Source organism: Corynebacterium sp. HMSC074C01 (assembly GCF_001814605.1).
In the GTDB taxonomy this organism is placed as follows: domain Bacteria; phylum Actinomycetota; class Actinomycetes; order Mycobacteriales; family Mycobacteriaceae; genus Corynebacterium.
Genome location: NZ_KV817300.1, coordinates 119,067 through 144,005, shown reverse-complemented (window position 1 = coordinate 144,005; position 24,939 = coordinate 119,067). Strand labels below are relative to the sequence as shown.

General features: G+C 61.8%; 26 protein-coding genes. 23 read left to right on the top strand and 3 right to left on the bottom strand.

All coding sequences use genetic code 11. The annotated features are described in order from the left end of the window. The first annotated feature begins 32 nt into the window (after positions 1 to 32). From HMPREF2978_RS11185 to HMPREF2978_RS11145, 8 genes are all read left to right on the top strand, one after another. Positions 33 to 350: a WXG100 family type VII secretion target gene (locus HMPREF2978_RS11185; RefSeq protein ID WP_010189512.1), complete on the top strand. Its 318-nt coding sequence runs from the start codon at positions 33 to 35 to the stop codon at positions 348 to 350. A 70-nt stretch (positions 351 to 420) separates the two neighbouring features. Next, positions 421 to 708 (top strand): WXG100 family type VII secretion target, encoded by a 288-nt coding sequence (locus tag HMPREF2978_RS11180; protein ID WP_010189507.1) that lies wholly within the window; start codon positions 421 to 423, stop codon positions 706 to 708. Between the two features lie 431 nt (positions 709 to 1,139). Further along, positions 1,140 to 1,583: a 50S ribosomal protein L13 gene (gene rplM, locus HMPREF2978_RS11175; RefSeq protein WP_010189505.1), complete on the top strand. Its 444-nt coding sequence runs from the start codon at positions 1,140 to 1,142 to the stop codon at positions 1,581 to 1,583. Beyond that, a complete protein-coding gene (gene rpsI / locus HMPREF2978_RS11170; RefSeq protein WP_010189504.1) occupies positions 1,583 to 2,119 on the top strand; it encodes a 30S ribosomal protein S9 in 537 nt (178 codons plus the stop codon). The genes rplM and rpsI overlap by 1 nt, the downstream gene beginning before the upstream one ends. Positions 2,120 to 2,291: 172 nt before the next feature. After that, positions 2,292 to 3,635 carry a phosphoglucosamine mutase gene (gene glmM / locus HMPREF2978_RS11165; RefSeq protein ID WP_070745596.1) on the top strand — a complete coding sequence of 448 codons (1,344 nt, stop codon included), beginning with the start codon at positions 2,292 to 2,294 and terminating at the stop codon, positions 3,633 to 3,635. Positions 3,636 to 3,776: 141 nt separating this feature from the next. Continuing rightward, positions 3,777 to 4,088, top strand: coding sequence for a hypothetical protein (locus HMPREF2978_RS11160; protein WP_070446536.1), 312 nt, complete (start codon positions 3,777 to 3,779; stop codon positions 4,086 to 4,088). Next, the gene (locus HMPREF2978_RS11155; protein ID WP_070745594.1) at positions 4,088 to 5,725 is read left to right on the top strand and encodes a zinc metalloprotease; all 1,638 of its coding nucleotides are present in this window, start codon (positions 4,088 to 4,090) and stop codon (positions 5,723 to 5,725) included. The genes HMPREF2978_RS11160 and HMPREF2978_RS11155 overlap by 1 nt, the downstream gene beginning before the upstream one ends. 357 nt (positions 5,726 to 6,082) lie before the next feature. Continuing rightward, complete coding sequence (locus HMPREF2978_RS11145; protein ID WP_070527870.1) at positions 6,083 to 6,301, top strand: hypothetical protein; 219 nt, start codon at positions 6,083 to 6,085, stop codon at positions 6,299 to 6,301. A 73-nt stretch (positions 6,302 to 6,374) separates the two neighbouring features. Here the strand turns inward: HMPREF2978_RS11145 and HMPREF2978_RS11140 are convergent, their stop codons facing one another. After that, positions 6,375 to 7,196 carry a dienelactone hydrolase family protein gene (locus HMPREF2978_RS11140; protein ID WP_070527873.1) on the bottom strand — a complete coding sequence of 274 codons (822 nt, stop codon included), beginning with the start codon at positions 7,194 to 7,196 and terminating at the stop codon, positions 6,375 to 6,377. A 168-nt stretch (positions 7,197 to 7,364) separates the two neighbouring features. On the opposite strand from HMPREF2978_RS11140, the gene HMPREF2978_RS11135 reads away from it, so the two are divergent. The 11 genes from HMPREF2978_RS11135 to HMPREF2978_RS11085 all read left to right on the top strand — a co-directional run bounded on the left by HMPREF2978_RS11135 (position 7,365) and on the right by HMPREF2978_RS11085 (position 18,964). After that, entirely contained in the window at positions 7,365 to 9,326 is a 1,962-nt protein-coding gene (locus tag HMPREF2978_RS11135) for a PTS mannitol transporter subunit IICBA (protein WP_210383645.1), read from the top strand. Next, complete coding sequence (locus HMPREF2978_RS11130) at positions 9,326 to 10,504, top strand: mannitol-1-phosphate 5-dehydrogenase (RefSeq protein ID WP_070527880.1); 1,179 nt, start codon at positions 9,326 to 9,328, stop codon at positions 10,502 to 10,504. Before HMPREF2978_RS11135 ends, HMPREF2978_RS11130 begins: the two co-directional genes overlap by 1 nt. Before the next feature lie 11 nt (positions 10,505 to 10,515). Beyond that, positions 10,516 to 12,387, top strand: coding sequence for a glutamine--fructose-6-phosphate transaminase (isomerizing) (glmS, locus tag HMPREF2978_RS11125; RefSeq protein ID WP_070745592.1), 1,872 nt, complete (start codon positions 10,516 to 10,518; stop codon positions 12,385 to 12,387). Between the two features lie 31 nt (positions 12,388 to 12,418). After that, positions 12,419 to 13,516 (top strand): alanine racemase, encoded by a 1,098-nt coding sequence (gene alr, locus HMPREF2978_RS11120; protein WP_198531333.1) that lies wholly within the window; start codon positions 12,419 to 12,421, stop codon positions 13,514 to 13,516. After that, positions 13,506 to 13,970: a tRNA (adenosine(37)-N6)-threonylcarbamoyltransferase complex ATPase subunit type 1 TsaE gene (tsaE, locus tag HMPREF2978_RS11115; protein ID WP_070745591.1), complete on the top strand. Its 465-nt coding sequence runs from the start codon at positions 13,506 to 13,508 to the stop codon at positions 13,968 to 13,970. The genes alr and tsaE overlap by 11 nt, the downstream gene beginning before the upstream one ends. Position 13,971: 1 nt before the next feature. Further along, positions 13,972 to 15,564, top strand: a complete 1,593-nt coding sequence (locus HMPREF2978_RS11110) for an aspartate:alanine exchanger family transporter (protein WP_070517434.1) — start codon at positions 13,972 to 13,974, stop codon at positions 15,562 to 15,564. A gap of 97 nt (positions 15,565 to 15,661) precedes the next feature. Then, complete coding sequence (locus HMPREF2978_RS11105) at positions 15,662 to 16,207, top strand: hypothetical protein (protein WP_070745589.1); 546 nt, start codon at positions 15,662 to 15,664, stop codon at positions 16,205 to 16,207. Further along, positions 16,207 to 16,899, top strand: coding sequence for a tRNA (adenosine(37)-N6)-threonylcarbamoyltransferase complex dimerization subunit type 1 TsaB (gene tsaB, locus HMPREF2978_RS11100; protein WP_070745588.1), 693 nt, complete (start codon positions 16,207 to 16,209; stop codon positions 16,897 to 16,899). The genes HMPREF2978_RS11105 and tsaB overlap by 1 nt, the downstream gene beginning before the upstream one ends. Continuing rightward, the gene (locus tag HMPREF2978_RS11095; protein ID WP_010189479.1) at positions 16,896 to 17,411 is read left to right on the top strand and encodes a GNAT family N-acetyltransferase; all 516 of its coding nucleotides are present in this window, start codon (positions 16,896 to 16,898) and stop codon (positions 17,409 to 17,411) included. The genes tsaB and HMPREF2978_RS11095 overlap by 4 nt, the downstream gene beginning before the upstream one ends. After that, positions 17,405 to 18,457: a tRNA (adenosine(37)-N6)-threonylcarbamoyltransferase complex transferase subunit TsaD gene (tsaD, locus tag HMPREF2978_RS11090; protein WP_070745586.1), complete on the top strand. Its 1,053-nt coding sequence runs from the start codon at positions 17,405 to 17,407 to the stop codon at positions 18,455 to 18,457. Before HMPREF2978_RS11095 ends, tsaD begins: the two co-directional genes overlap by 7 nt. Before the next feature lie 78 nt (positions 18,458 to 18,535). Further along, entirely contained in the window at positions 18,536 to 18,964 is a 429-nt protein-coding gene (locus HMPREF2978_RS11085; RefSeq protein WP_070527889.1) for a hypothetical protein, read from the top strand. A gap of 34 nt (positions 18,965 to 18,998) precedes the next feature. Here HMPREF2978_RS11085 and HMPREF2978_RS11080 read toward each other — a convergent pair whose 3' ends face one another. Both HMPREF2978_RS11080 and HMPREF2978_RS11075 read right to left on the bottom strand, forming a co-directional pair. After that, positions 18,999 to 19,634 carry a response regulator gene (locus HMPREF2978_RS11080; protein WP_070745584.1) on the bottom strand — a complete coding sequence of 212 codons (636 nt, stop codon included), beginning with the start codon at positions 19,632 to 19,634 and terminating at the stop codon, positions 18,999 to 19,001. Then, positions 19,631 to 20,761, bottom strand: coding sequence for a sensor histidine kinase (locus tag HMPREF2978_RS11075; protein ID WP_070521551.1), 1,131 nt, complete (start codon positions 20,759 to 20,761; stop codon positions 19,631 to 19,633). Before HMPREF2978_RS11075 ends, HMPREF2978_RS11080 begins: the two co-directional genes overlap by 4 nt. A gap of 112 nt (positions 20,762 to 20,873) precedes the next feature. On the opposite strand from HMPREF2978_RS11075, the gene HMPREF2978_RS11070 reads away from it, so the two are divergent. The 4 genes from HMPREF2978_RS11070 (at position 20,874) to groL (ending at position 24,806) form a co-directional block, all read left to right on the top strand. After that, the gene (locus HMPREF2978_RS11070) at positions 20,874 to 21,479 is read left to right on the top strand and encodes an ABC transporter ATP-binding protein (RefSeq protein WP_070521548.1); all 606 of its coding nucleotides are present in this window, start codon (positions 20,874 to 20,876) and stop codon (positions 21,477 to 21,479) included. Then, positions 21,463 to 22,737 carry an FtsX-like permease family protein gene (locus HMPREF2978_RS11065; protein ID WP_070521546.1) on the top strand — a complete coding sequence of 425 codons (1,275 nt, stop codon included), beginning with the start codon at positions 21,463 to 21,465 and terminating at the stop codon, positions 22,735 to 22,737. The genes HMPREF2978_RS11070 and HMPREF2978_RS11065 overlap by 17 nt, the downstream gene beginning before the upstream one ends. Positions 22,738 to 22,877: 140 nt before the next feature. Further along, positions 22,878 to 23,177 (top strand): co-chaperone GroES, encoded by a 300-nt coding sequence (gene groES, locus HMPREF2978_RS11060; RefSeq protein ID WP_167595557.1) that lies wholly within the window; start codon positions 22,878 to 22,880, stop codon positions 23,175 to 23,177. Between the two features lie 12 nt (positions 23,178 to 23,189). Beyond that, positions 23,190 to 24,806 carry a chaperonin GroEL gene (gene groL, locus HMPREF2978_RS11055; protein WP_070745582.1) on the top strand — a complete coding sequence of 539 codons (1,617 nt, stop codon included), beginning with the start codon at positions 23,190 to 23,192 and terminating at the stop codon, positions 24,804 to 24,806. The last annotated feature ends 133 nt before the right edge of the window (positions 24,807 to 24,939 follow it).

The window sequence follows — 24,939 nt, the reverse complement described above, 5'->3', positions numbered from 1 at the left end:
CAAGGTAGGGAACAAGAAAGAAAGAGAAGGACATGACTCAAACGTTCCGCACAGAAGCCGACGTAATGGTGGCCACCGCTGGCCGCGTCGACTCCACCAACGACGAGGTACAGGGGGAGCTCACCCGTCTGCAGGGCGTTGTGGACTCCGTCCGTGGCAGCTGGGCAGGCCGCGCGCAGGTTTCCTTTGACAACCTGATGCAGCGCTATAACTCCTCCGCGCAGCAGCTGCGTGAGGCACTGACCGCCATCAGCGAGAACATCAGGGACAATGCCCGCAACTTTGATTCGGTCGAGGCTGATAACGCCCAGTCTTTCGAGAACGTTGGCGGCGCGGGCTTGGCCCTGTAAGTACTAGCTGCTTTCACTGACTACTGCACACGCTGAACCACGCACGAACACAGAAGAAAAGGAACACGCAATGTCTGGAATCAAGTATCAGTTTGGCGCCATCGCCGGTGCCGCCGCCGACATCAACTCCACCTCCGGCCGCATCAACGGGCTTCTCGGTGACCTCAAGTCCACCCTGCAGCCGATGGTTTCGACGTGGGAGGGAGATTCCGCTGCGGCATACAACGCAGCGCAGGCGAAGTGGGATAAGGCGGCCGCTGAGCTCAACACGGTGTTGGCAACCATCTCCACCACGGTCTCCCAGGGCAATGACAATATGAGCGACGTCAACCGCCGCGCTGCCGCCAGCTGGGGTTAAACCTCACCGGCTGTGAGCCTTGAGCTGGGTGCGCGGACACTTTCTGCCTGACCATTCACCACCATGAGCAGTGAGCGGGAGAAAGGCGCGGAGGCTAGGGGAGGGGCGCAGAGAATGGAAGGGCTGGACGCGCCACCTTGACCCACACCACCCTCCGCCCACTCAGTACAAGGCGCCGGTATCGCTTCTCATCAACGTATCTGTCTCGAACCCCCACCCCGAATTAGCCGGGATGGAGGCGTTGATGAGGGGCGATATCGGCGTTTTGGGTTTTCAAACTGCTGCGTACTAAAGTGAAACACCTATGTGTCCGCACCCTTATTGACGTGGGTGCGCGCGTGCTGCAGGTCTCCACCGGCCGCTGTATGTACCGCGTAGGGGCTTACATAGCGATGGCCGGCAGTTCCGAGACAGACTTTCAAGGAGTCATTTTGTCTACTTTCCACCCGAAGAGCGGTGACATCACCCGCAAGTGGTACGTCATCGACGCTACCGACGTGGTTCTGGGCAAGCTCGCTTCCACCGTGGCTGACATGCTGCGTGGCAAGCACAAGCCCCAGTACGCACCGAACGTTGATTGCGGCGACCACATCATCATCCTGAATGCGGACAAGATCCACATTTCCTCCAACAAGCGCGAGCGCGAGATGCGCTACCGCCACTCCGGTTACCCGGGTGGCCTGAAGTCCATGACCCTTGGTCAGTCCCTGGACGCCAACCCGGTCCGCGTTATCGAGGAAGCTGTAAAGGGCATGATGCCGCACAACAAGCTTTCCAACGCCTCCATCAAGAAGCTGCACGTTTTCGTGGGCGAGGAGCACCCGTACGCCGGCCAGAAGCCGGAAACCTTTGAGTTTAAGCAGGTGGCACAGTAATGACCGAGCAGAACATCGACAACAATGTAGCCGACGCTGCCGACATCGCTGCAGCAACCGCCGCTACCGAGGAGTTCACCAACACCATCGGTGACTCCCTGGCAACCGATACCGAGGCTGAGGTTGAGACCGCTGCCCCGGCTATCCACGAGGGCCCGATCCAGACCGTTGGTCGCCGTAAGCGCGCCATCGCTCGCGTTCGCCTCGTTGCTGGTTCCGGTAACATCTCCGTCAACGGCCGCGCCTTTGACGAGTACTTCCCGAACAAGCTGCACCAGCAGGACATCCTGCTGCCGCTGACCATCCTTGAGCGCGAGGGTCAGTTCGACATCAAGGTCACCGTCAACGGTGGTGGCCCGACCGGTCAGGCCGGCGCCCTGCGCCTGGCTATCGCCCGCGCACTGAACATCTACAACCCGGCTGACCGCCCGGCTCTGAAGAAGGCTGGCCTGCTCACCCGTGATGCTCGTGCCGTGGAGCGCAAGAAGGCTGGTCTGCACAAGGCACGTCGTGCCCCGCAGTACTCCAAGCGTTAATCTTCGCTTACTGCATTTTCCGAAAGCCGCTGCTTCCCTTTCGTGGAGGCGGCGGCTTTTGCCATGCATGGCAGGGGCGGGGCGTGTTTCCTGCCATGTTGCGGGGTATAACCAAGTAGCAAAGGTGGACTGATCTGCGCCAAACAACGGGGAGCGGGCATAATGAACAACTATGACTCGACTTTTTGGAACCGATGGAGTTCGCGGCCTCGCGAACAAGAAGCTCACACCGATTCTCGCGCTGCGCTTGGGCCAGGCGGCGGCGGAAGTTCTTACTTCAGACCGTGAATCTTATGAGCGTCGCCCGCTCGCGATTATCGGGCGCGACCCGCGTGTGTCGGGCGAGATGCTGGATGCGGCGATTGCCTCAGGCTTGGCGTCGCGAGGCGTCGACGTCGTGCGCGTCGGCGTGCTGCCCACTCCGGCCATCGCGTTCCTTACCGATGACTTTGGGGCAGATCTCGGCGTGATGATCTCCGCCTCTCACAACCCGATGCCGGACAACGGCATCAAGTTCTTCTCCGCGGGAGGCAAGAAGCTGCCGGATGAGGTAGAGGATCGTATCCAGGCCGCCATGGACAACCTCACCGAAGACGGTCCGACTGCCACCAAGATTGGCCGCATTATCTCGGAGGCTCCCGACGGTCGCGAGCGCTACCTGAAGCACTTGGCAGAGGTCGTTACTACGGATCTCAGCGGCATCAAAGTGGTCGTTGACACCGCTAATGGCGCTGCCTCGAAGGTTGCACCGCAGGCCTATGAGGCTGCGGGCGCTGAGGTCGTGGCCATTCACAACAAGCCCAATGCTTTCAACATCAATGAGGATTGCGGTTCGACGCACATTGAGAAGACTCAGGAGGCCGTCGTCGAGCACGGCGCCGATCTGGGCCTAGCGCACGATGGTGACGCTGACCGCTGCCTGGCCGTGGATGCAGAGGGCAACGTCGTGGACGGTGACCAGATCATGGCAATCCTCGCCGTGGGCATGAAGGAGGAAAACGATCTCCGCTTCAACACCCTGGTGGCCACCGTGATGTCGAACCTGGGCCTGAAGCTGGCGATGCAGGAGCAGGGCATCGAGGTCAAGGAAACCGCCGTGGGTGACCGCTACGTGCTGGAAGAACTCAACCGCGGTGACTTCTCCCTGGGTGGCGAGCAGTCCGGCCACGTGGTGCTGCCGGATGATTGCACCACTGGTGATGGCACGCTGACCGGCTTGTCCATTATGGCGCGCATGGCCAAGTCCGGAAAGTCCCTCAAGGAGCTGGCCTCCGTGATGACGGTGCTGCCGCAAGTACTCATTAACGTTCCAGTGTCCGACAAGGCCGTCATTCTTAACGCCCCTGAGATCAAGGAAGCTATCTCTGCTGCCGAAACGGAGCTCGGTGATACGGGCCGCGTTCTGCTGCGCCCGTCTGGCACGGAGGAGCTCTTCCGCGTCATGGTGGAGGCTGCTGAAAAGGAGCAGGCGCGCAAGGTCGCAGGCAAGCTTGCGGCCGTCGTCGCTGCAGTTTAGTTCTACTCACTTCATCACAACCCCAGGCTTCTGGCCTGGGGTTTCGCATTTTTGTGGGGTGGCGTGGGAACCGGAGGGGATGTTTCTCAGTCCAATAAAAGCAGGAATCACTGTTTGTTGTGGACGAGAAGGAGGGCGCACATGCCCGACGTATTTTTTGATGAGGATGAAGCCACGCGGCTTCTCGACGCCGTCGTGGACCAAACCCGTGCCCAAAGTGACGCGCACCGCGGGGATAGGCCGAATTTTCCCCAGTCATCAGCGGGCCGGGATTTCGGCGGGCACGGCGCACAGATTCAGGCCCTGCTGAATCGGCTCCATGAACGCGGTGCGTGGCGGTTAGAGAACATATCGGCCACAGCGGATGCCGCGCGCGAACAACTGCGTGCTTTTGGGGACGTGGACCGCGGCCTCGCCGGGCAACTCGGTGACCAGGAAGCGGGGGTGAATTGATGTCCACGATGGTCAAGTCACTCTTGGGTGATTATTCGCAAGCGGTGTCCCAGTTCCAGGCGGCAAGCCAAGGAGGCTATTCCGGCCCCAGCACGCCTATTGGTTTGTTGGGGGACATGGTGGGGTCGGTCGATGGGATTAACCCCGGCGACTTGGTTGCGAACACTGCGTCGGCGATGGGTGCTCGCCGCCCAGGGCGCGGTGGTAACGGTTTACGGGAATTCCTTCTCGGTACGGTTCTATCGCTGGCCGGGGGAGCGATCATGGATCATCTGCGTGGCGTGCAAGATGACTTCGAGAAGGAAAGGGACGAGGCTGATGATTTGGTGGAATCCGCGCAGCAGTGTTCGGATGCCATCGAAGACGTCGTTGATGTTTCTGATTCCGCGGTGGCAGAGCTCATCTCTGCTGTGATTCCACTGATTAACATCTTGACCATGCTGTTGCAGCCGCATCCTCTGGGAAAGGTCATCATCCCGGTGATATCGCGCATTGGTGGGGAGCTTATCGATCAGACGAATGACACCATCACGCAAACGTGCCGGGACCGCGATACCGCCATTGAGAATTGCTACGACGAGTTTGAAAGGCGCTGCACCGAGGTGTGCGAGCGGGAGCTGCCGGAAACCCCGCCGGAGCCCGAATGCGGCTGTGAGGAGAAGCCGAAGGAGTGCCCGCAACCTGAGCCTGAACCTTGTGCACCAGCCCATCCCTCCCCAGCGCCGTCCCCGTCTGCACCGGCTCAGCCCACACAGCCAGCTCAGCCAACCCAGCCTCCGTCGCCGGTTGCACCGCAGCAGCCTGCAGAGCCGAAACCAGAGACACCGGTGGCACCACCAGAAAAGCCAGAGCCCACCCAGCCTGCTGCGGTGCCTGAAAAAGAGTGCCCACCGACTGAAGAGAAGCCACAGCCGGCGAAGCCGACTGAGCCGCACAGTGTGCCGACTGAACCTGCTTCGACTACACCAGAAGAGGAGCACACGCCGTGCCGCTGTAATGCAGAAAAGGAAGCACCGTCGTGTGACTGCAAAGAGCACCAGCGTGAAGTAGGAACCACGAAGCCTGCCGATGCGGGGGTGGAGGTTCCCACCGAGCCTGTCCAACAGGAAGTGATTGACTGCCCTGAAGAGCCAGTAGGAGGCGAGGACTGTGAGGAGCCAGAGCAGCCACCAGTTGCGGGAGAATGTGAGTGCAAGCCTGAAGAATCCTGCTGTGGAAGCTTAGGCCTGCTTGGCGTGGGGGTGGCCATTCTGGGGCTGGGGCTTTTGGCTGAGGCCGCTGTGGACTTCGTGGAAAACCTTCCGGAGCCGGAGCCTCTACCAGAGCCTGTGCCTGAGCCAGAACCGCAGCCGGAGCCAGACCCCTGCCCACCGCCCGCGCCAGAGCCTGCTCCTAACAACGGTGTTACGCCGCCCCCTCCAGAGCTGAACAACGTTCCTGAGCCGGAAGCACCACCGGAGAAGCTCGCTCACATGCAGGCAGCGGAAGCGCCGGCGCCACAACCGGCCCCGGCACCAGCACCTGCACCTGAGGCAGTACCAGGTCCGGCCGCTGAGGCTGAGGCCACGCCAGAAATGCCCCCGCAAGAAAGTTCAGAATCCTCCTCCGTACACGCACGAAAGGCAGGGCAGTGGTAATGCCGCACAATGATTTCGATGAGTTCGCGCGCGGATTTCGCGAGCGCACAGCTGCACGGTTGCTGGAGTTTGAGAAGGCCATGGCTAAAGCACAAGATGAGCTGGAAAAATCTGCGCAGCGTGCAGCCCAAGCCCAAACGCACGCGGAGACGCAGCGGCGGAACCCTGCTTCTAGGAGCGGGGCGCACAGTCAAAGTCAGGGGCAGGGGCGAGGCCGCCCGCGCGGCCAAGTGCAATCAGTACTCAGGCGCGGGTGACACGGAAGCCGGGAAACTTCTCTGTGCGCCAGCAACCCCAGGTGTTACTGTGGCGTGAGTAGCCGCTGCACGTATCAAGCAAGGTTTGGGAGAAGACCGCATGACAGTTCCTTGGCTTTATGACGTCTTGTGGGGTGTTCTTCCTATGCTGTACCTCTTGGTGGCTTTTATCGTGCTTGGCATTGAGATTAAATGCGACAGAGATATGGCCCACATAAAGCTGTGGACGGCCGCGCAGCTGCTTCTGCCGGGCATTGCACTTATTGCCTGGCTTTTCATTGAGGTTCCTCGGCTAAAACGACTAAAGCAGGACGGATAACTGATCGTCCTGCTGTCGTCGAGGCCTAGTTGCACCCTGTGGTGCTACCTGGTTGAAACGCTTCCTTGTCGTGCTAGAAACCTGCGCGTTTGGTGAGGTCCTCGCCGACGAAGCTCTCGACGCCCTTGGCGGAGGCGTCGGCAGCCGCAAAGGCGTCATACTTGGATTCGCCAGCCAGGGTGGACAGCAAGAAGCCGGTGACTAGGCCGCGGGCGGTCTCGACGGCGGAACCCTGGAAGAAGCCGGAGCCAAGCGCCAACTTGAAGAATTTATCCTCGCTGAAACCGGACTGCGTGCCCTTTGCAATTTCTCGGTAAGCCACCGGGCCGCCCCAAGCATTGGCCAGCTTCGCGGGATTACCGGCGCGGAAGATATCATCCTGGCCTGCGCCAATAACGAGGCCGTGGGCCTGAACAGCGTGCGCCGCCTGGACCGCGGATGGGGAGGTATCGGCGGGGTAGAGGGCCGCGACGGCGCGGACCTTAGGGTTATCTACGGCAGCCAGGGTGGCTACGCCGCCGCCCATGCCGTGGCCAAAGACACCCAGTTTGGAAGGGGACACCGAAATCTTTCCGGCGCCCAGCCGGACACCAGCGGCAATCTGCAAAGCCGATTCGAGGTCGGCAGCCAAGTTGCGGTGCTTGGCAAAGACACCCGTCTCCGTATCAGGAGCAACCACCACGATGCCCCAGCTGGCCAGGTGACGCAGGGTGGCGTGGTAGTTCTTGATGCTCTTCGTCCAGTCGTGGGCAAATGCCACGGCGGGAAGACCCTTGCCCTCAACCGGGGTGTACACCTTGCCCTCTAGGCCTGCATAAGACAGGTCCCCGACGAGGACGCGGTGCGGGCCGCGCTTGGACAACGTACCGAGATGCTTCTTCAAATTCGCAGACACGCTTTACAGAATAGAGCAAAGAATGCCCGCACAGGTGGAATGCGTCGTCGCTTGGGTGAATCAAGCTATGTGAAAAGCACTCAAGGTAATAGGATCAGAAACTGAAACTCTCCAATCGTGCGCGGGCCTCATGCGCGCGCACCCAGCCACAAGTAAAGGAAGATGCGCATGGCTGAGACACAACAAAACAAGGGCGGTGCACGAGTCGCTGTCCAAAAGTTCGGAACGTTCCTTTCTTCGATGATCATGCCGAACATCGGCGCCTTCATCGCGTGGGGAATTTTGACTGCTCTCTTCATTCCGGACGGGTTCTTCCCGAATGAAAAGATCAACACAATGGTTGGCCCAATGGTGACCTACCTGCTGCCGATTCTCATCGCATTCACCGGCGGCAAGCTCGTACACGGCGTGCGCGGAGGCGTCGTCGGCGCCATCGTCACGATGGGTGTCATTATGGGAACGTCAGCACCGGAGTGGATCGGTGAGGACGGTCATGCGTCGCCGATGTTCCTTGGCGCGATGATTTGTGGTCCTCTGGCTGCATGGCTTTTCAAGAAGCTTGAGTCACTGTGGAACGGCAAGGTTCGACCCGGTTTCGAAATGCTCGTCGATAACTTCTCTCTGGGCATCTTTGGTTTCGCCGGAGCTATTGCCTCCATGTACCTCCTGACTCCCGTGATGAACCTGATCATGGACTTGGCAGGTCGAGCGGTTGAGTTCCTCATTACGCACAACCTGTTGTGGTTGACCTCGGCATTGATTGAACCTGCGAAGGTGTTCTTCCTGAACAACGCCATTAATCATGGCGTGCTCACTCCGCTCGCAACGGATCAGGCGTCACAAGCCGGCAAGTCGGTTCTTTACCTGCTGGAAGCAAACCCAGGTCCTGGCCTAGGTATCCTGCTCGCTTTTATGGTGTTTGGTGCCGGTTCTGCCCGCGCGACCGCTCCGGGCGCGGCATTGATTCACTTCTTCGGTGGTATTCACGAGATTTACTTCCCCTACGTTCTGATGCGCCCGCAGTTGCTTCTTGCAGCCATCGGCGGCGGCATGACGGGTGTTGCGATTAACACCATCATGGATGTGGGGCTTCGTTCTCCGGCGGCACCGGGGTCCATTCTTGCCATTTACGGCACGGTTGCCTCTGATTCCTACTTGGGCGTGACCATCGCTGTGGCGGCCTCGACTGCAGTCTCGTTCGCTATCGCTGCGCCGATTCTGAAATTCACCAAGGGTGAGGATGACCTCGACAAGGCTACGGCAGACATGGAGGCTATGAAGGGTAAGAAGTCGTCGGTTGCAGGAGCCCTGACTGCAAAGTCTGCTGAGAATGCTCCAGAGATTCGGAATGTGGTCTTTGCTTGCGATGCCGGCATGGGCTCTTCCGCAATGGGCGCTTCGGTGCTTCGGAACAAGATCAAGGAAGCCGGTTTCGGCGATGTCGTTACCGTAACCAACTCGGCGATCAACAATCTCAAGGATGATTATCAGCTGGTCGTTGTTCATCAGGATTTGGCAGAACGCGCCAAGCCAGCTACTCCTTCGGCAATCCATGTTGCCGTGGACAACTTCATGGCATCGCCTCGCTACGACGAAGTCGTGGACCTTATCCGCAAACAGCAATCGGGTGCCACCGCAGCGGCAACTGAAACCGAGATGGCACGAACGATCGCGTCCGAGTCCTCTGAGTCCGCCGGTGAAGAAGTTCTGAGCCTGGACACTATCGTGCTCGATGGACACGCAGCTGACCGGGAAGACGCAATCAACCAAGCTGGTGCATTGCTCGTCTCTGCCGGCGCAGTTGACCAAGCCTATGTGGACGCGATGCATGAGCGTGAGAAGTCCGTGTCCACCTTTATGGGAAATGGCCTCGCCATCCCGCATGGCACCAATGAAGCCAAGGACTCCATCAAGAAGTCCGCTGTTTCCTTCATCCGACTCGATGAGCCCGTAGACTGGGGCGGCAAGCCCGCTACCTTCATCGTTGGTATTGCTGGTGCTGATGGTTCCCACCTCAAGACGCTGGCCAAAATTGCCAAGATCTTCGGCAAAGCTGACACCGTGGAGCAGCTGGAAAACGCCGCGACGAAGGAAGAAATCCTCACTATTTTTGAGAAGGTGAACAAGTAATGACGACCAAGAAAGCACTGCACTTTGGAGCAGGAAATATCGGTCGAGGATTTGTCGGCATCATCTTGCACGAGGCAGGTTATGAACTAGCCTTTGCAGATGTTGCTGCCCCTCTTATCGATTCCCTCAATGAGCTTGAGTCGTACACAGTGCACGAGGTGGGAACCGGCGCTCGCGATGTCCACGTCACTGATTTCTCGGGAGTTAACTCCGCTGAGGACCTTGAAGGCCTTTACTCAGAGATCGTGGATGCCGATCTCATCACGACTGCCGTTGGGCCTACCGTGCTACAGCTCATTGCTCCTTCTATCGCTGAGGGCCTGAAGCGTCGAGCAGCAGCAGGCAAAGGCAAGGTCGCGGTCATGGCTTGTGAGAACGCGATCAACGCTACGGACGGGCTCAGCGCGGCCATTCGAGAGGCTTACCCCGAGGCTGATGAGATTGCATTCTTTCCCAACACAGCAGTTGACCGCATCGTGCCGAACCAGGAGCGTCGCACAGGCAGCGAAGCGCTCGACGTAGTCGTCGAAACCTACCATGAGTGGGCAGTGGAATCCGGGCCATTTAAAGCTGCAGGTCTTGAGATTCCAGAGATCTCAGGAATCACGTGGGTGGATGACCTTGCGCCCTACATTACGCGCAAGCTGTTCACCGTCAACACCGGACATGCTGCGACTGCTTACTTCGGAAAGCAAGCAGGAATTTCTACCATTGCGGAAGCATTGGCGCAGAAAGAAATCCAGGACAAGGTCGCCGCGGTTCTGGCTGAAACCAAGCAACTCATCGTTGAAAAGTTTGACTTTGATCCCGAGGTTCAGCAGGCCTATGTAGAGAAGATTCTGACACGTTTCCAGAACCCTGAGCTGCCCGATACCACCGACCGCGTTGGGCGTGCCCCGCTGCGTAAGATTTCGCGCAATGAACGTTTCATCGGCCCAGCCGCCGAACTGGCAGAACGCGGCCACGGGGTAAAAGCTCTCGTCGAAGCAGTGTCGGCCGCGCTGGCATTTGATGTGCCCGAAGATCCCGAATCGGTGGAGTTGCGCAAGCGTCTAAAGGAAGTTGCAGGTAACCAAGAGGCTACAAATAAGCTGGTTACTGAGCTGACCGGAATTGCCCCGGAGCACCCTCTCTTTGCAGCTTTGTCCCAAGTATTTGCACGTGAATCGGTGAGGTAGGCTCAATAAATATGTGTGGAATTGTTGGATATGTAGGTCCCGTTTCTGGAGACCATGATTACTACGCCCTAGACGTTGTGCTGGAGGGCCTGCGCCGACTGGAGTATCGCGGCTATGACTCAGCAGGCGTCGCAATGTACGCCGATGGCGAGATTGGCTGGCGCAAGAAGGCCGGAAAGGTCGCTGCGCTGGAAGCTGAAATCGCTGCGCGTCCGCTGAAGGATTCCGTCCTGGGCATCGGGCACACCCGCTGGGCTACCCACGGTGGCCCGACCGATCTGAACGCCCACCCGCACGTGGTGGATGGCGGCAAGCTCGCTGTCGTGCACAACGGCATCATCGAGAACTTCGCCGAGCTCAAGACCGAGCTGGAGGCCAAGGGCCATAACTTTGTGTCCGAGACCGACACCGAAGTTGCCGCCACCCTCCTGGCGGATGTGTTCCACAACGAGGCCGGCGGTGACCTCACCAAGGCTATGCAGCTGACCGGCAAGCGCCTAGAGGGCGCGTTTACCCTCTTGGCTATCCACACCGAGCAGGCCGACCGCATCGTGGCCGCACGCCGCGATTCGCCGCTGGTTATCGGCCTGGGTGAAGGGGAGAACTTCCTGGGTTCGGACGTCTCCGGCTTCATCGACTACACCAAGTCCGCCGTGGAGATGGACAACGACCAGGTCGTGACCATCACCGCGGATGACGTCACCATCACCGACTACGAAGGCAACCCTGCCCAGGGCAAGCCCTTCGAGATCAAGTGGGACGCCGCCGCGGCCGAAAAGGGCGGCTTCAACTCCTTCATGGAGAAGGAAATCCACGACCAGCCGGCAGCCGTGCGCGATACCCTGCTGGGCCGCCTCGATGAGACTGGCAACCTGGTCCTCGATGAGATCCGCATCGATGAGTCGGTGCTGAAGTCCATCGATAAGATCATTGTTATCGCCTGCGGCACCGCCGCGTATGCCGGCCACGTCGCGCGCTACGCCATCGAGCACTGGTGCCGTATCCCGTGCGAGGTGGAGCTGGCCCACGAATTCCGCTACCGCGATCCGATCGTTAACGAAAAGACCTTGGTTGTGGCCCTGTCCCAGTCGGGCGAGACCATGGATACGCTTATGGCAGTGCGCCACGCCCGCCAGCAGGGCGCCAAGGTGATTGCCATCTGCAACACCCAGGGTTCCTCCATCCCGCGCGAGTCCGACGCCGCCTTGTACACCCACGCCGGACCGGAGATCGCTGTGGCCTCCACCAAGGCCTTCCTGGCGCAGATCACCGCGACCTACCTGCTGGGCCTCTACCTGGCACGTCTGCGCGGCAACATGTTCTCCGATGAGGTCAACTCCGTCCTCGAGGATCTGCGTGATATGCCCGATAAGGTTCAGGCAATCATCGACAACGAGCAGCAGGTCTATGACCTGGCCAATGCCATGGAGAACGCCAAGTCGGTGCTCTTTCTGGGCCGCCACGTCGGCTTCCCGGTTGCGCTGGAGGGCGCGCTCAAGCTCAAGGAGATTGCCTACCTGCACGCGGAGGGCTTCGCCGCCGGTGAGCTCAAGCACGGCCCCATCGCGCTGATTGAGGAAGGCCAGCCGGTCTTCGTCATCGTGCCTTCCCCGCGTGGCCGCGATTCCCTGCATGCCAAGGTCGTCTCCAACATCCAGGAGATCCGTGCCCGCGGTGCCATCACCATCGTCATCGCGGAGGAGGGCGACGAGGCCGTCGAGGCCTACGCCAACCACATCATCCGCATCCCGCAGGCGCCGACCCTGATGCAGCCGCTGCTGGCTACTGTTCCGCTGCAGATTTTCGCCTGCGGTGTAGCCACCGCCAAGGGCTATGACGTGGACCAGCCGCGCAACCTGGCGAAGTCCGTGACCGTCGAATAGCGCCGCACCCTTAAGTGGCACAATAGTGGGCATGTTGAAAACCACCGTTGACCTCAACGCTATTGCCCACAATGTTGCCCGCGTGAAGGAGGCGGTGGCCCCGGCCCGCCTCATGTGCGTGGTCAAGGCGGATGCCTATGGCCACGGCATCGAGCGCTGCGCCCCGGTGATGGCGCAAGCTGGGGCGGATGCCTTCGGGGTGGCCACCTTGGCTGAGGCGGTGGCCTTGCGGAAGGTGATTGATACTCTCCCCATCGCTGCCTGGCTGTGGGAGCCGACGGAGGACCTCGCCCCAGCCCTTGCCGCTGAGATCCAGATCGGCATCCCTTCGCTGGCGCACGCCCGAGCACTCATCGCCGCCGAGACCCCCACCGAAGTCTTCGTGATGGTGGAGACGGGGATGCACCGCTCGGGCGTCGACAAGCATGCGTGGGAGGAGACCTTCCGCCTGCTTGCCGACGCCCCCCACATCACCGTCCTGGGCCTCATGTCCCACTTTGCCTGCGCTGATGAGCCGGAGCACCCGCACAATGATCATCAGGAATCGGAGTTCCGCCAGGCCCTAGCACTCGCCCGTGAGGTGGGGCTGGAGTGTCCGCTGAACCACCTGGCGAACTCGCCCGCGGCGTTGACGCGCCCCTCGGCTCGTTTTGAGCAGGTGCGCGTCGGACTGGCCCTGTATGGGCTTGAACCAGTCGCTGGGCTCGACCATGGGCTGGAGCCTGCCATGACGTGGGAGGCGTCCGTCGTCGCAGTGAAGCCGATTTCGGCGGGGGAGTCCACCTGCTACGGACTGACCTGGACCGCGGAGAGTGAGCGCGAGCTCGCCACCGTCAGCGTGGGTTATGCCGATGGCCTGCCGCGTGCCTTTCAGGGGGCGCTCCAGGTAGGCATTGGTGGTGAGCTCTACCCGCAGGTGGGACGGGTCTGTATGGACCAGATTGTCGTCGACCTCGGCTCTAACCCCCACGGAGTGCGTGCCGGGGACACCGCCGTTATCTTCGGGCGCGGCGGTATGAGCGCCACAGAATTGGCTGAGGCAACCGGGACCATCAACTATGAAGTGGTGTGCCGCCCCACAGGGCGCACCGAGCGTACATACCGCGAAGGAGCTAGCGATGCGCAGTGATTTTCCACACGAAGGACGCCGCGAGGCAGCCACACCGGAGGACGCCCAGGCCCTCGGCGAGGAGTTAGGTGCGGCTCTGGAGGCCGGGGACCTGGTTATCCTCGACGGCCCTTTAGGTGCCGGGAAAACCACCTTTACGCAGGGCATTGCCCGGGGAATGCAGGTGAAGGGGCGGGTGACGTCGCCGACCTTTGTCATCGCCCGCGAGCACCCTTCCCGCGTGGGCGGGCCGACGTTGGTGCACGTGGATGCCTACCGCCTCCTTGATCATTCTGAGGATCCGTTGGGGGAGCTGGACAGTCTAGACTTGGACACCGAAATAGAGGATGCTGTCGTCGTCGCCGAGTGGGGCGGGGGCTTCATGGAGCGGCTTTCTGACGCGTATCTTGCTGTGAGAATCAACCGCGATTCGGATGATGACGTCCGCGTATTTACATGGAAATGGGTGAATTAACGTGCTGGCTTTTCTTGCTGAACAGCCCCTGCTGACGCTCTTTCTGATCATGGCGGTGGGACTGGCCGTGGGCAAGATCAATGTCTTCGGCATCTCGCTCGGCGCCGCCGCCGCGATGTTCGTGGCCCTGGGACTGTCCGCTGCCAACCCAGACATCGTGGTCCCGGCCTTCGTGTATCAATTTGGCCTGGCCATCTTCGTCTACGTCATCGGCCTGAACTTCGGCCGCAGCTTCTTCGAAGATTTCCGCCGGCGAGGATGGAAGATGTCCATGGTGGTCATCGTCTTCTTCTTCCTTCTCGCGGGGCTGACAACCCTGGCGATGCGCATGTTTGACCTGGACCCGGCGATTAGCGTCGGCACGCTCGCGGGCTCGCTAAGCTCGACGCCGGGTATGGCAGCGGTCGTCGAAGCCCTGGGCGGCGACAGCACCCCGGTGGTGGGCTATTCCTTGGCTTACCCTGGCTGCATCATCGGAACCATTCTGGTGGCCGCCATCGGCGCGAAGATGCTGCGCGTGAACCACGTTGAGGACGCCCGCGCCGAGGGCATGATTGCGGAGCCGCTGGAGTGGCGGGCAGTGCGCCTGACTCGCGACTTCGACGCAACGGTAGGGGAGTTGCAGGAGGTGACTGGCGAGCGCGTCATCGCTACCCGCCACGTCAACAATCCGCATAACCACAACCTGGCCTATCCGGAGCTGCCGCTGCGCGCGGGTATGGAGCTCTTGCTCAACGGCACGGCACCAGCGCTTGATAGCGCGATCTCCCAGCTCGGTGAGGAGATCCACCTCAACCTCCACGAGGAGGATGGCCTGGTCTACCGCCGCCTGACCGTGTCCAGCCCACGCGTTGCGGGCTACCAGCTCAAGGACTTGGACACGGTCAAGGAGGGCTTCCTCATCGCGCGCGTGCGCCGCGGTGACTCGGATGTCGTGCCGAACGAGGAAACCGTCCTGCATTACTCGGACCGCGTGCGCGTTATCACCGCGCCGGGCAGGCTTGACGACGTCCGCCGTTTCCTCGGCGACTCCGAAGCCAAACTCGGCAACGTCGATCTCTTTCCCTTTGCTCTTGGCCTCTTCATTGGTCTGCTCTTCGGCGCTATCCCGATTCCGCTGCCAGGTGGCACGACGCTCTCCTTCGGCTTCGGCGGCGGCCCCATCGTCGTCGGCCTCATCCTGGGTGCGCTGGGCCGCTCGGGCCCGATTAACTGGCAGCTTCCTTTCCACGCCAAGCAGACAATCTCCACGCTGGGCCTGACCTTGTTCTTGGCGGGCGTGGGTACGTCGGCAGGCGGCCAGTTCCGTGATGCGCTGTCGGATCCGACCTCCCTGAAGTACATGGGCGTGGGCATTGTGCTGTCGCTGGTTTCCGCCATCGGCATCGTCGCGGTATCGATGCTGGTGCTGCGCCTGAAGTTTGATGAGTCGATGGGCATCGCCGCGGGTATGACCACGAACCCGGCGATCATGGCCTACCTCAACCCCCAGACCGGAACCCAGCTGGCAGAGCGCGGCTATGCCACCGTGTACCCTACGGCGATGATCGGCAAGATCCTCATGTGCCAGGTCCTGGCACTGCTGATCGTTTGATCCCTTTTCGGTGCCGGAAGGGCCAGTCAGGGCCGCGGTAGGGCGGTCGCGTAGGATATCCCCGTACGGAACTCCCTATTATTAGGAGCACATCCCCATGAGTAAAATCGGCCAATTCATCACGACCGTCGTCATCGGCGGCTTTGCCATCGTCCTTGGCTTGCTCATCGCGCTGTCCATGACCCGTTCGCCGGAGGAGCCTTCCTCGACGTTGGGTGAAGCCTTGGACACGTATCCGAAGAACCTGAGCTTCTCCGCGCTCTTGGTCCCCGACGTCTACGGCCAGGATTGGATTGCCGGTCTCGTCGTCTGCCCGGGTGCTACGGAGCAGCAGCTTGGGGAAGGCGGCGTGGATGTCGCCGGTATCGACTTCGTCGACGGCAAGGTGGCGGAGGATGAGAACTACTTTGTCACCGTCAGCGTCAATCAGGAGTATCAGGTGGAGAAGCTGAACCGCTCCCAGGTGGATCTCTGCTCCGGCGTCCTCGAGCAGGTAGAGATGGCCAAGGCCCAGGGCCAGGACGCTCCGCCGCTGCGCGGCATTCAGCCTGGCGAGCCGCTGCAGTTCCTGCGCGGTGATGACCAGATGTTGCAGCAGGGTGCTGACAATGAGGACGCTCCTGCCTGGCAGTTCGTGGGCTAATGAAGGTTCTCGCACTCGATACCGCCACCACGGATCTGGTCACGGGCATCGTTGACACCGACACCGGGGAGAGCATCGACCGCGTCATCAGTGGTACGCGCGCCCACAACGAGCAGCTCATCCCTACCATCGAAGAGCTGCTTGCCGACGCCTCTCTGACCTATGCCGACCTCTCCGCCATCGTTGTCGGCACGGGGCCCGGACCGTTCACCGGCCTGCGCGTGGGCATGGCAACCGCTTCCGCCCTGGGAGTGGCCCTTCACCTGCCGGTACATGGTGTGTGCACCTTGGACGCCATCGCGCACGGGCGCACGGGGGAGTGGCTGGTGGCTATCGACGCTCGCCGCAAAGAGGTCTACTGGGCCACCTATGTGGACGGCGAGCGCCGTAGCGGCCCCAACGTATCGAAGCCGGAAACCCTTGATCTGAGCGCCGCCGGACTCGCGAGCCCAGCGAGTGCGCGTCTGGTTTTCCCAGAATCTATTGCTCCACGTTTGCCGGAGGACATCGCTGACCTTCCCAGCGAGTGGGCTACCCCGCGCGCAGCGGGTTTGGTTGCTTGTGCCGATCTGTCCGCTGAACCTGAGCCGCTCGTCCCGCTCTACCTTCGCCGTCCCGATGCCGTGGAACCACAGGCCAAGCCGCGCTCGGCTGCCTTGGTCGGCGGCATCGAGGAGACACCGGCATCATGAGGCTGCGGCCACTGACGTCTGCGGACGCTCCGCACTGCGCCGAGCTGGAGAAGGTCCTCTTCCCCGGCGAGAGCCCATGGCCGGCGCGAGCCTTCGAGCAGGAAATAGCGGCGGGTCACACCACCTACTGGGCGGTTGACATGAATGTCAACCGCGTGGGCCACAACGACAACCGCGTGGGCCATAATGACAACCGCGGAGAGGTTCTCGGGTACGCCGGCGTGGGCCGCATGGGCCCCGCAGCCTGGCCGGAGTACGAAATCCGCACCATTGGCGTCGACCCTGCTGCCCAACGGCGGGGCATCGCGAGGCTGATGATGGACGCCATCGTCGAGCTCGCAGATTCCCACGATGCGCCCATCTTCCTTGAAGTGCGCGTGGGTAACGAACCGGCCATTCGCCTCTATGAGGCTTATGATTTTGTCATCAACGGCCTGCGCCGCAACTACTACCAGCCCTCCGGTGCGGACGCCCACACCATGTACCGACCACGAAAGAGTGAGAGATGTTAATCCTCGGCATCGAGTCCTCCTGCGACGAAACCGGCGTGGGAATCATCGAGCTGTCTGACAACGGCCACATGGAGATCCGCGCCGACGTCGTCGCCTCCTCCATGGAGCAGCACGCGCGCTTCGGCGGCGTGGTTCCGGAGATCGCCTCCCGCGCCCACCTCGAAGCCATGCCGCAGGTGATGAAGGCGGCGTTGGAGGAGGCGGGCGTCGAGAAGCCAGACGCAGTAGCCGCCACCGTGGGGCCGGGACTGGCCGGTGCGCTCCTCGTCGGGGCGTCGGCAGCCAAGGCCTTCGCCTCCGCGTGGGGCGTGCCCTTCTACGGCGTCAACCACCTCGGCGGGCACGTCGCGGTGGCCAACCTGGAGGGCGATGAGCTTCCGCACTCGGTGGCGCTGCTCGTCTCCGGCGGCCACACCCAGCTGCTCGAGGTCGAAGCCGTGGGCAAACCCATGAAGGAACTGGGCACCACGCTTGACGACGCCGCCGGCGAAGCCTACGACAAAGTCTCCCGCCTGTTGGGGTTGGGGTATCCGGGAGGGCCGGTCATCGATAAGCTGGCCGCCCAAGGCGAGCCCACCATCGATTTGCCGCGTGGTTTGTCCAAGGCCGAGGACCTGCGCGGGCCCAACCGCCACAACTTCTCCTTTTCCGGCCTCAAAACGGCAGTAGCGCGCCACGTGGAAAAAGCCGAGCGCGAGGGCGCGACGGTCCAGGTTGAGGACCTGTGTGCCTCCTTCCAGGAGGCGGTGGCTGATGTGCTGACCGTCAAGGCTGTGCGCGCCTGCCAGGACACTGGCGCCAAGGTACTGCTGCTCGGCGGTGGCGTGGCGGCGAATTCGCGGCTGCGGGCTCTGGCGGCGAAGCGCTGCGAATCCGCGGGAATCGAGCTGCGTGTGCCGCGCTTCAAGCTGTGCACCGACAACGGCGTGATGATCGCGGCGGTGGCCGCCCAGCTCATTCACGAAGGCGCAGAACCCTCCGGCCTGGCATGCGGGACCGATACGCAGCTTGAGGTGGAAGTGCCGCTCGTGGCCGCCGCGCGCTAGCGGATGCGCAACCCCCAGGGTTCCGGTAGTGTGATGACCGATAATCGTCCGGCTCACACACAAGGAGCTCACACCGTTATGACCACTGGATTCCTCGTTAACCCCGATCTGTCCCGCCGCACCATCGAGTTTGAGCTCGAGCACGCAAATCAATTCCTCGGCGGCACCACCGAGGATCGTGTCTCTGTGGCCTTCCAGGATGATGGCCAGACCTACGCGGCGCTGTTTAACCCGAACGCCAAGGCTGAAGGCGCCGACCCGAACCCGGTGGCTTCCCTGGCGCGCAATGCAGCTGCGACCGGCAATTCCGCCTTCTTGCAGGACCCAATCCGTTCCATCTGCGGTCCGGTTATCTTCGTTGCTGCCGACGGTGACGACAAGAACATCGACGAGGTCGCCGAGGCCGTGGAGCACGGCATCCGCGCGGTGAAGAACTACCACGAGGACAACCCGGAGGAGTACCAGCTGTGGCGCGCGGCTGTGCTGAACTCCCACCGGCAGGTCTAATTCCAGCCCTTGTTTGTAGGGCCTCAGCGCTTTTCTAGCGCTCGGTGTGGCGCAGCCATGCCAATACGGCCTTCCCCCGCCGGTTGGAGTCCTCGGGTCGAAACCCGAGCTTTATAAATACACTGGAGACATGCTTGCTTACTGCTCCGGAGGTAAGGACGAGCGTGTCTTCAATGTCTTTATTGCTCAATCCTTGGGCCATAAGCCCCAGTACTTCCCGCTCGCGAGCGGTGAGCCGGGCTAGACCAGTGTGCCTTGCAGAAAGCAGCGCCGTGACCACCTCTGGGTCCACCACGGTGCCGCCGCGGGCGACATCGTCAAGCGTGCGCACGAATTCTTCAACATCAGAAACGCGCTCCTTGAGTAGGTACCCGAATCCGCCGTGCTCCAGGAGGCGGTCGAGATAGCTTGCCGCTACGTATTGGCTCAGCACCACCACGGGTTGGGTGGGGTCGGCTGCCCGCAGATCGTGCACGGCTTGAAGCCCGTCATCGGTCATCGTGGGCGGCATGCGCACATCGCTGATAATGAGGTCGAAGTCTTCCTGCACTGCGATGGCGCGCAGTGCTTCGGCATCTGTGACCGCCGTGACGCTATGACCGAGAGCACCGAGTAGTTGCTCCAGACCCGCGCGCAGGAGCGCGGAATCTTCTGCGAGTAGTAACTTCATTCCGCCTCCTTCAGCGGTAGTTTGACCAGCAGCTGGCCGCCGCCTTTACCCGTAGCATTGGTGCTATCAGCACCAAAGGTTACTGTGCCGCCGAGTGCAGCAGCACGCTCACGCAGCCCGGCGAGGCCCGTGCCCGAACCCACAGCTGCACTCTCACCGTCCGGCTCTTTGGCCGTGGGGCCCATGCCATTATCTACGATTTCTAGGCGCAGCATATCCCTAAAAGCGACCGTTACCACGGCTTCGGTGGCTGCGCCGTGTTTAGAGGCGTTTGTGAGCGCCTCGGCGACTGCATGATAGGCCAGCAGTGCTGTGGTCTCGTCTATCGAGCTCTCAGCGCCCTCTACGCGAAGTGTGGTCTCAAGCCCGGAATGGGCGAGTAACTCGTCGAGGGCGGGGATAAGCCCGTCGTCGAAAAGCACCTGCGGCGCAATGCCACGCACTGTCGCCCGCAATGAAGCCAGAGCCAAAGAGGCATTATGTTCTGCGTCAGTCAAGGCCTGCTGTGCCTGGGGCGGGGCTTGTAGTTTTGCCGCGGCCAAGTTGAGCTTGAGCGCAGTGAGGTACTGCTGCGGGCCATCGTGCAGTTCGCGTTCGATGCGGCGGCGCTCGCCGGAGAAGGCATCGATAAGCGTGGCACGCGAGGCCGCCATTTCCTCGGCCGAAGGACTCAATGCCAGTCGGGTCAGCGAGACCGACGCTGAGACCAAGAGGCGGTTGAGACCTACCAGTAACAACACAAGCAACAGAGCAGCCAGCCAGCAGGTTAAGAAAATAAGCGGTCGGTTGGAGGTGGACCACTCGCCAACGGAGAACTCGGCCTTAGGTACGAATGGCGCTATCGCTAGCACACCCGCTGTGAAACCCAGGGCCGTCCACGCGGTAAAGCATGCAGTCGAAATCAATAACTGCAACACGAGGTGATAGAACTGCTGCCAATCAAACCATCGATCTGCGCGCCGGGGTGGAATTTCCACGCCCATCCACTGCGCGCCCAACCGGCCGACAAGTTCCGCGGCGCGACCCACCAACGGGATCCACGGCAGCATCAGCACCGAAATCACCAAGGTTGGGATACACAGCATGCCGAGGAGGAGGCTCCACGCACAGGCTTTGAAGGTTCGCATAGTCTTCGACCCTATCCGCCATGCCGGTGGAAGGGCAGTGGAGCTAGCTCCACCATTTTTCGGGCAGCCCGCCCCATGTCATTGTTGTGCGTGGCCGAGTGGAATCAAAGGCATGTTAAAAGCAGAAAACCTTAGTAAGCGCTACGGCCGCCGCACCGTGCTCAATCGCGTCAATGTGTCTATCGCCCCAGGCGAATTCGTTGCCATCATGGGGCCATCGGGAAGCGGCAAAACCACGCTCCTGAACCTGTTATCCGGGCTCGATAAGCCCACTTCCGGCCGAGTCAACGCGCCGGGGCGCAAGCAGCGTGCATTTGTATTCCAAGACTACAACCTGCTGGAATCCCTCAACGCGCAACGCAATGCCACCTTGACGGCGCGCTTTTCCGGCCGGCGCCCTGCACGCGGCCGTGTGGCAGAGGTCTTCGATTCGCTCGGTCTCGCTGGATTGGAGAGCCGCCTGCCCGCACAGCTTTCTGGTGGGCAGCAGCAACGCGTGGCTGTCGCCCGGGCATTGCTGGCCCAAGCGCCCTATATCTTCGCTGACGAGCCCACGGGCGCGCTTGACGACGCCACCGCTTCCACCGTCCTTTCCCACCTTCACGCCGTTGCCCGCGATGGAGCCAGCGTGATCATGGTGACTCACTCGCACCTTGCCGCCGAGGCGGCCGACCGGGTCATTTCCTTGGAGGAGGTGGCCCATGCTGGTGTGGCTTAAGGACTTACAGTCCAATTGGCTATCGTGGCTGGCCGTAGCGCTGACCCTGGTGGTGTCTTCCACCTCGTGCACCCTAGCGCTAGCCATGCTGGTCGCTTCCCCCGGAGCCGAAGAAAACCCCGCTGGGCCTCTGGGCGGCACAGTGCTGGGCATGTCACTGTGCGTGGTAGTGCTGGTGACGCTCTCGCAGATGCGCCTTATCATCGCTGAGCGCGAGCCGGTCTACCGTTCCTGGCGCATGGTGGGCATGCCTGGGTGGATGATCCTGATTTTCATTCTGGGCCAAGTCGCGGTGGTCAGCGCGGCCGCCGGATTTCTTGGTGTGCTGCCGGCCCGTCCACTGCTCGCGCCGTGCGTGCGCGCCCTGCGCAGCGACGGCATCCCTTTGCCAGACATTGCGATTACAGGCCAGGTCGTTGGTATTGCGATAGTTGTCTGCATGTCCGCGGCCCTAGTCGGAGCGCTGCCTCCACTGCGCCGAGTCTTTCGGCCGCACGCCACCGCACACCCGGCGTGGCTCATGGTGAAATTCCTGCTCGCGTCCGTTGCTGTCGGCAGTACGGTCTATGGATGCCTACACATCGATGATCCCGGCGACCTCCTCTCGGCCGAGATGGGCTTGGTCATCCTTGTCGCGCTCTTTTTGCCCTGGCTTATGCCCGTCCTGGATCAATGGACCCGCGCGGCCGGCATCGCTGGGGCTAATGTGCGCGTGCGCCGAAGCTTTTCCACCCCGCACATCGTGCCGTGGGTGCTCGTCGGCGGCTTTATCGTCGCCGTCGGCTCGGGCCTGCGCTTTGGGAACGACGCAGGCGCCGGAGGCACCCTGTCCTCGTGGCAGGCCTTCCTCGCCCTTTTGGGTCCAGTCTTCGCACCTAGCATCGTGGGCGCCGTGCTTACCTCGCTGCTTATGCACGGGCGCATCGCGGCCGATATTCGTGGCCTCACCTTGGCGGGCGCCGCCCCCTCGGCCTGGGCGCGCGTGCAAGTGGGGGAGGCGGCGTGCCTCACCCTGACTGCGGCCGGCGTGGTCTGGGCGCTGTGTTTGGCGACGCTCCTCCCACTCCACCGCCTCCTTACCCCACAAGAGGCACTCGGTCGGACAATCCTGGAGGAGCTGTGGTGGCCGTCCTTCGCCGTAATATTCGGCGCAATGTTTATTGCCCTGGGCGTCGTCAAGCTGGCGTTGGCCGGCTTTGTACACACCCGAGTCGCGTCGTTCGCGGAGGGCGAACGGGTTAGCGGCCCACAACGTTGAGGGCTAGCAGTCGCGAGGGTAGAGTGCTAGGCAGGTTGTTTTGACCCACAGTTGTTCACCCGCGACGACGGCTGTGCTGGACACCCACAACCGGCACGCGCGCGTCCACGTGGACGCGCACTAGGAACACTTTGGAGGAAATCATCATGGCAAACATCAAGCCGCTGGAGGACAAGGTCCTCGTCCAGATCGTTGAAGCTGAGACCACCACTGCATCCGGCCTGGTTATCCCGGACTCCGCGAAGGAGAAGCCGCAGGAGGCCACCGTCGTCGCTGTCGGCCCGGGCCGCACCAATGACAAGGGCGAGGTCGTCCCGGTTGGCGTCAACGAGGGCGACACCGTCATCTTCTCCAAGTACGGCGGCACCGAGCTGAAGTACGACGGCCAGGAGTATCTCCTGCTGTCCGCTCGTGATTTGCTCGCTGTCATCGAGAAGTAGGCGATTAACCCGATGCCAAAACTGATTGCATTTGACCAGGAGGCCCGTGAGGGCATCCAGCGCGGCGTAGACACGCTTGCCGACGCCGTCAAGGTCACCCTCGGCCCGCGCGGCCGCAACGTCGTGCTGTCCAAGGCTTTTGGTGGCCCGACCGTCACCAACGACGGCGTCACCATCGCCCGCGACATTGACCTCGACGATCCTTTTGAGAACCTCGGCGCCCAGCTGGTGAAGTCCGTGGCCGTCAAGACCAACGACATCGCCGGTGACGGTACGACTACCGCCACCTTGCTGGCCCAGGCTCTCGTCTTCGAAGGCCTGCGCAACGTGGCAGCCGGCGCTAACCCCATCGAGCTGAACAAGGGCATCGAAGCGGCGGCTGAGAAGGTCGTCGAGGAGCTCAAGAAGCGTGCCACCCCGGTGAATTCCTCCGCGGAGGTCTCCCAGGTTGCCACCGTTTCCTCCCGCGATGCGGAGGTCGGCGAGATGGTTGCTGGTGCGATGGACAAGGTGGGCAAGGACGGCGTCGTCACCGTCGAGGAATCCCAGACCATCGAGTCCACCGTGGACGTTACCGAGGGCATTTCCTTCGACAAGGGCTACCTCTCCCCGTACTTCGCTACGGAAGAGGAGACCTACAACGCCGTGCTTGACGACGCCGCCATTCTCCTCGTCCGCAACAAGATCTCCTCCCTGCCGGACTTCTTGCCGCTGCTGGAGAAGATCGCGGAGTCCTCGCGCCCGACCCTCATCATCGCTGAGGACATCGAGGGCGAGCCGCTGCAGGCGCTCGTGGTGAACTCCATCCGCAAGGTCCTCAAGGTCGCCGCCGTGAAATCCCCGTACTTCGGCGAGCGCCGCAAGGGCTTCATGGATGACCTGGCTGTTGTTACCGGCGCTACCGTCGTCGACCCTGAGGTTGGCATCAACCTCAAGGAGGTCGGCCCGGAGGTGCTGGGTTCTGCCCGCCGCGTCACCGTGTCCAAGGAGGACACCGTGATTGTGGATGGTGCCGGTACCGCCGAGGCCGTCGAGGAGCGCCGCGAGCAGCTGCGCCGCGAGATCGAGCGCACCGATTCCACCTGGGATAAGGAGAAGCTCGAGGAGCGTCTGGCCAAGCTGTCCGGTGGCGTTGCCGTCATCCGCGTTGGCGCCGCTACCGAGACCGAGGTCAACGAGCGCAAGCTGCGCGTCGAGGACGCCATCAACGCCGCCCGCGCGGCCGTTGAAGAGGGCGTCATTGCTGGCGGCGGCTCCGCGCTGGTCCAGATCTCCCAGGAGCTCGAGGCTTTCGCCGAGGGCTTCGAGGGTGAGGCCAAGATCGGTGTGCTGGCCGTGGCCCGCGCGCTGACCCGCCCGGCCTACTGGATCGCCGAGAACGCAGGCCTGGACGGATCCGTCGTGGTCGCCCACGTTGCCGAGAAGGCCAACGGCGAGGGCTTCAACGCCGCCACCCTGGAGTACGGCAACCTGCTCGAGCAGGGCATCATCGACCCGGTGAAGGTCACCCACTCCGCCGTGGTCAACGCCGCCTCCGTGGCCCGCATGGTGCTCACCACCGAGGCTTCGGTTGTAGAGAAGCCCGCCGAGGAAGAGCCGGCACAGGCTGCGCGCGCGCACGCGCACTAAAACGTGCGTGCGGGAAACATTCGTTTCCCGCACAACCACAAGGGTTCCCGCGTGCCACAAGGGTTCCCGCATAGCCGTAAGGAAGGCCCGCTAACCCGCATATCTGCGGGGCGGCGGGCCTTCGCCGTGTCCG

Bases quoted from the DNA above. Each gene is read 5' to 3' on its own strand.
- HMPREF2978_RS11185 (WP_010189512.1), top strand. From the start codon at position 33: ATGACTCAAACGTTCCGCACAGAAGCCGACGTAATGGTGGCCACCGCT.
- HMPREF2978_RS11180 (WP_010189507.1), top strand. From the start codon at position 421: ATGTCTGGAATCAAGTATCAGTTTGGCGCCATCGCCGGTGCCGCCGCC.
- rpsI (WP_010189504.1), top strand. From the start codon at position 1,583: ATGACCGAGCAGAACATCGACAACAATGTAGCCGACGCTGCCGACATC.
- glmM (WP_070745596.1), top strand. From the start codon at position 2,292: ATGACTCGACTTTTTGGAACCGATGGAGTTCGCGGCCTCGCGAACAAG.
- HMPREF2978_RS11160 (WP_070446536.1), top strand. From the start codon at position 3,777: ATGCCCGACGTATTTTTTGATGAGGATGAAGCCACGCGGCTTCTCGAC.
- HMPREF2978_RS11155 (WP_070745594.1), top strand. From the start codon at position 4,088: ATGTCCACGATGGTCAAGTCACTCTTGGGTGATTATTCGCAAGCGGTG.
- HMPREF2978_RS11145 (WP_070527870.1), top strand. From the start codon at position 6,083: ATGACAGTTCCTTGGCTTTATGACGTCTTGTGGGGTGTTCTTCCTATG.
- HMPREF2978_RS11135 (WP_210383645.1), top strand. From the start codon at position 7,365: ATGGCTGAGACACAACAAAACAAGGGCGGTGCACGAGTCGCTGTCCAA.
- HMPREF2978_RS11130 (WP_070527880.1), top strand. From the start codon at position 9,326: ATGACGACCAAGAAAGCACTGCACTTTGGAGCAGGAAATATCGGTCGA.
- glmS (WP_070745592.1), top strand. From the start codon at position 10,516: ATGTGTGGAATTGTTGGATATGTAGGTCCCGTTTCTGGAGACCATGAT.
- alr (WP_198531333.1), top strand. From the start codon at position 12,419: ATGTTGAAAACCACCGTTGACCTCAACGCTATTGCCCACAATGTTGCC.
- tsaE (WP_070745591.1), top strand. From the start codon at position 13,506: ATGCGCAGTGATTTTCCACACGAAGGACGCCGCGAGGCAGCCACACCG.
- HMPREF2978_RS11105 (WP_070745589.1), top strand. From the start codon at position 15,662: ATGAGTAAAATCGGCCAATTCATCACGACCGTCGTCATCGGCGGCTTT.
- tsaB (WP_070745588.1), top strand. From the start codon at position 16,207: ATGAAGGTTCTCGCACTCGATACCGCCACCACGGATCTGGTCACGGGC.
- HMPREF2978_RS11095 (WP_010189479.1), top strand. From the start codon at position 16,896: ATGAGGCTGCGGCCACTGACGTCTGCGGACGCTCCGCACTGCGCCGAG.
- tsaD (WP_070745586.1), top strand. From the start codon at position 17,405: ATGTTAATCCTCGGCATCGAGTCCTCCTGCGACGAAACCGGCGTGGGA.
- HMPREF2978_RS11085 (WP_070527889.1), top strand. From the start codon at position 18,536: ATGACCACTGGATTCCTCGTTAACCCCGATCTGTCCCGCCGCACCATC.
- HMPREF2978_RS11080 (WP_070745584.1), bottom strand. From the start codon at position 19,634: ATGAAGTTACTACTCGCAGAAGATTCCGCGCTCCTGCGCGCGGGTCTG.
- HMPREF2978_RS11075 (WP_070521551.1), bottom strand. From the start codon at position 20,761: ATGCGAACCTTCAAAGCCTGTGCGTGGAGCCTCCTCCTCGGCATGCTG.
- HMPREF2978_RS11070 (WP_070521548.1), top strand. From the start codon at position 20,874: ATGTTAAAAGCAGAAAACCTTAGTAAGCGCTACGGCCGCCGCACCGTG.
- HMPREF2978_RS11065 (WP_070521546.1), top strand. From the start codon at position 21,463: ATGCTGGTGTGGCTTAAGGACTTACAGTCCAATTGGCTATCGTGGCTG.
- groL (WP_070745582.1), top strand. From the start codon at position 23,190: ATGCCAAAACTGATTGCATTTGACCAGGAGGCCCGTGAGGGCATCCAG.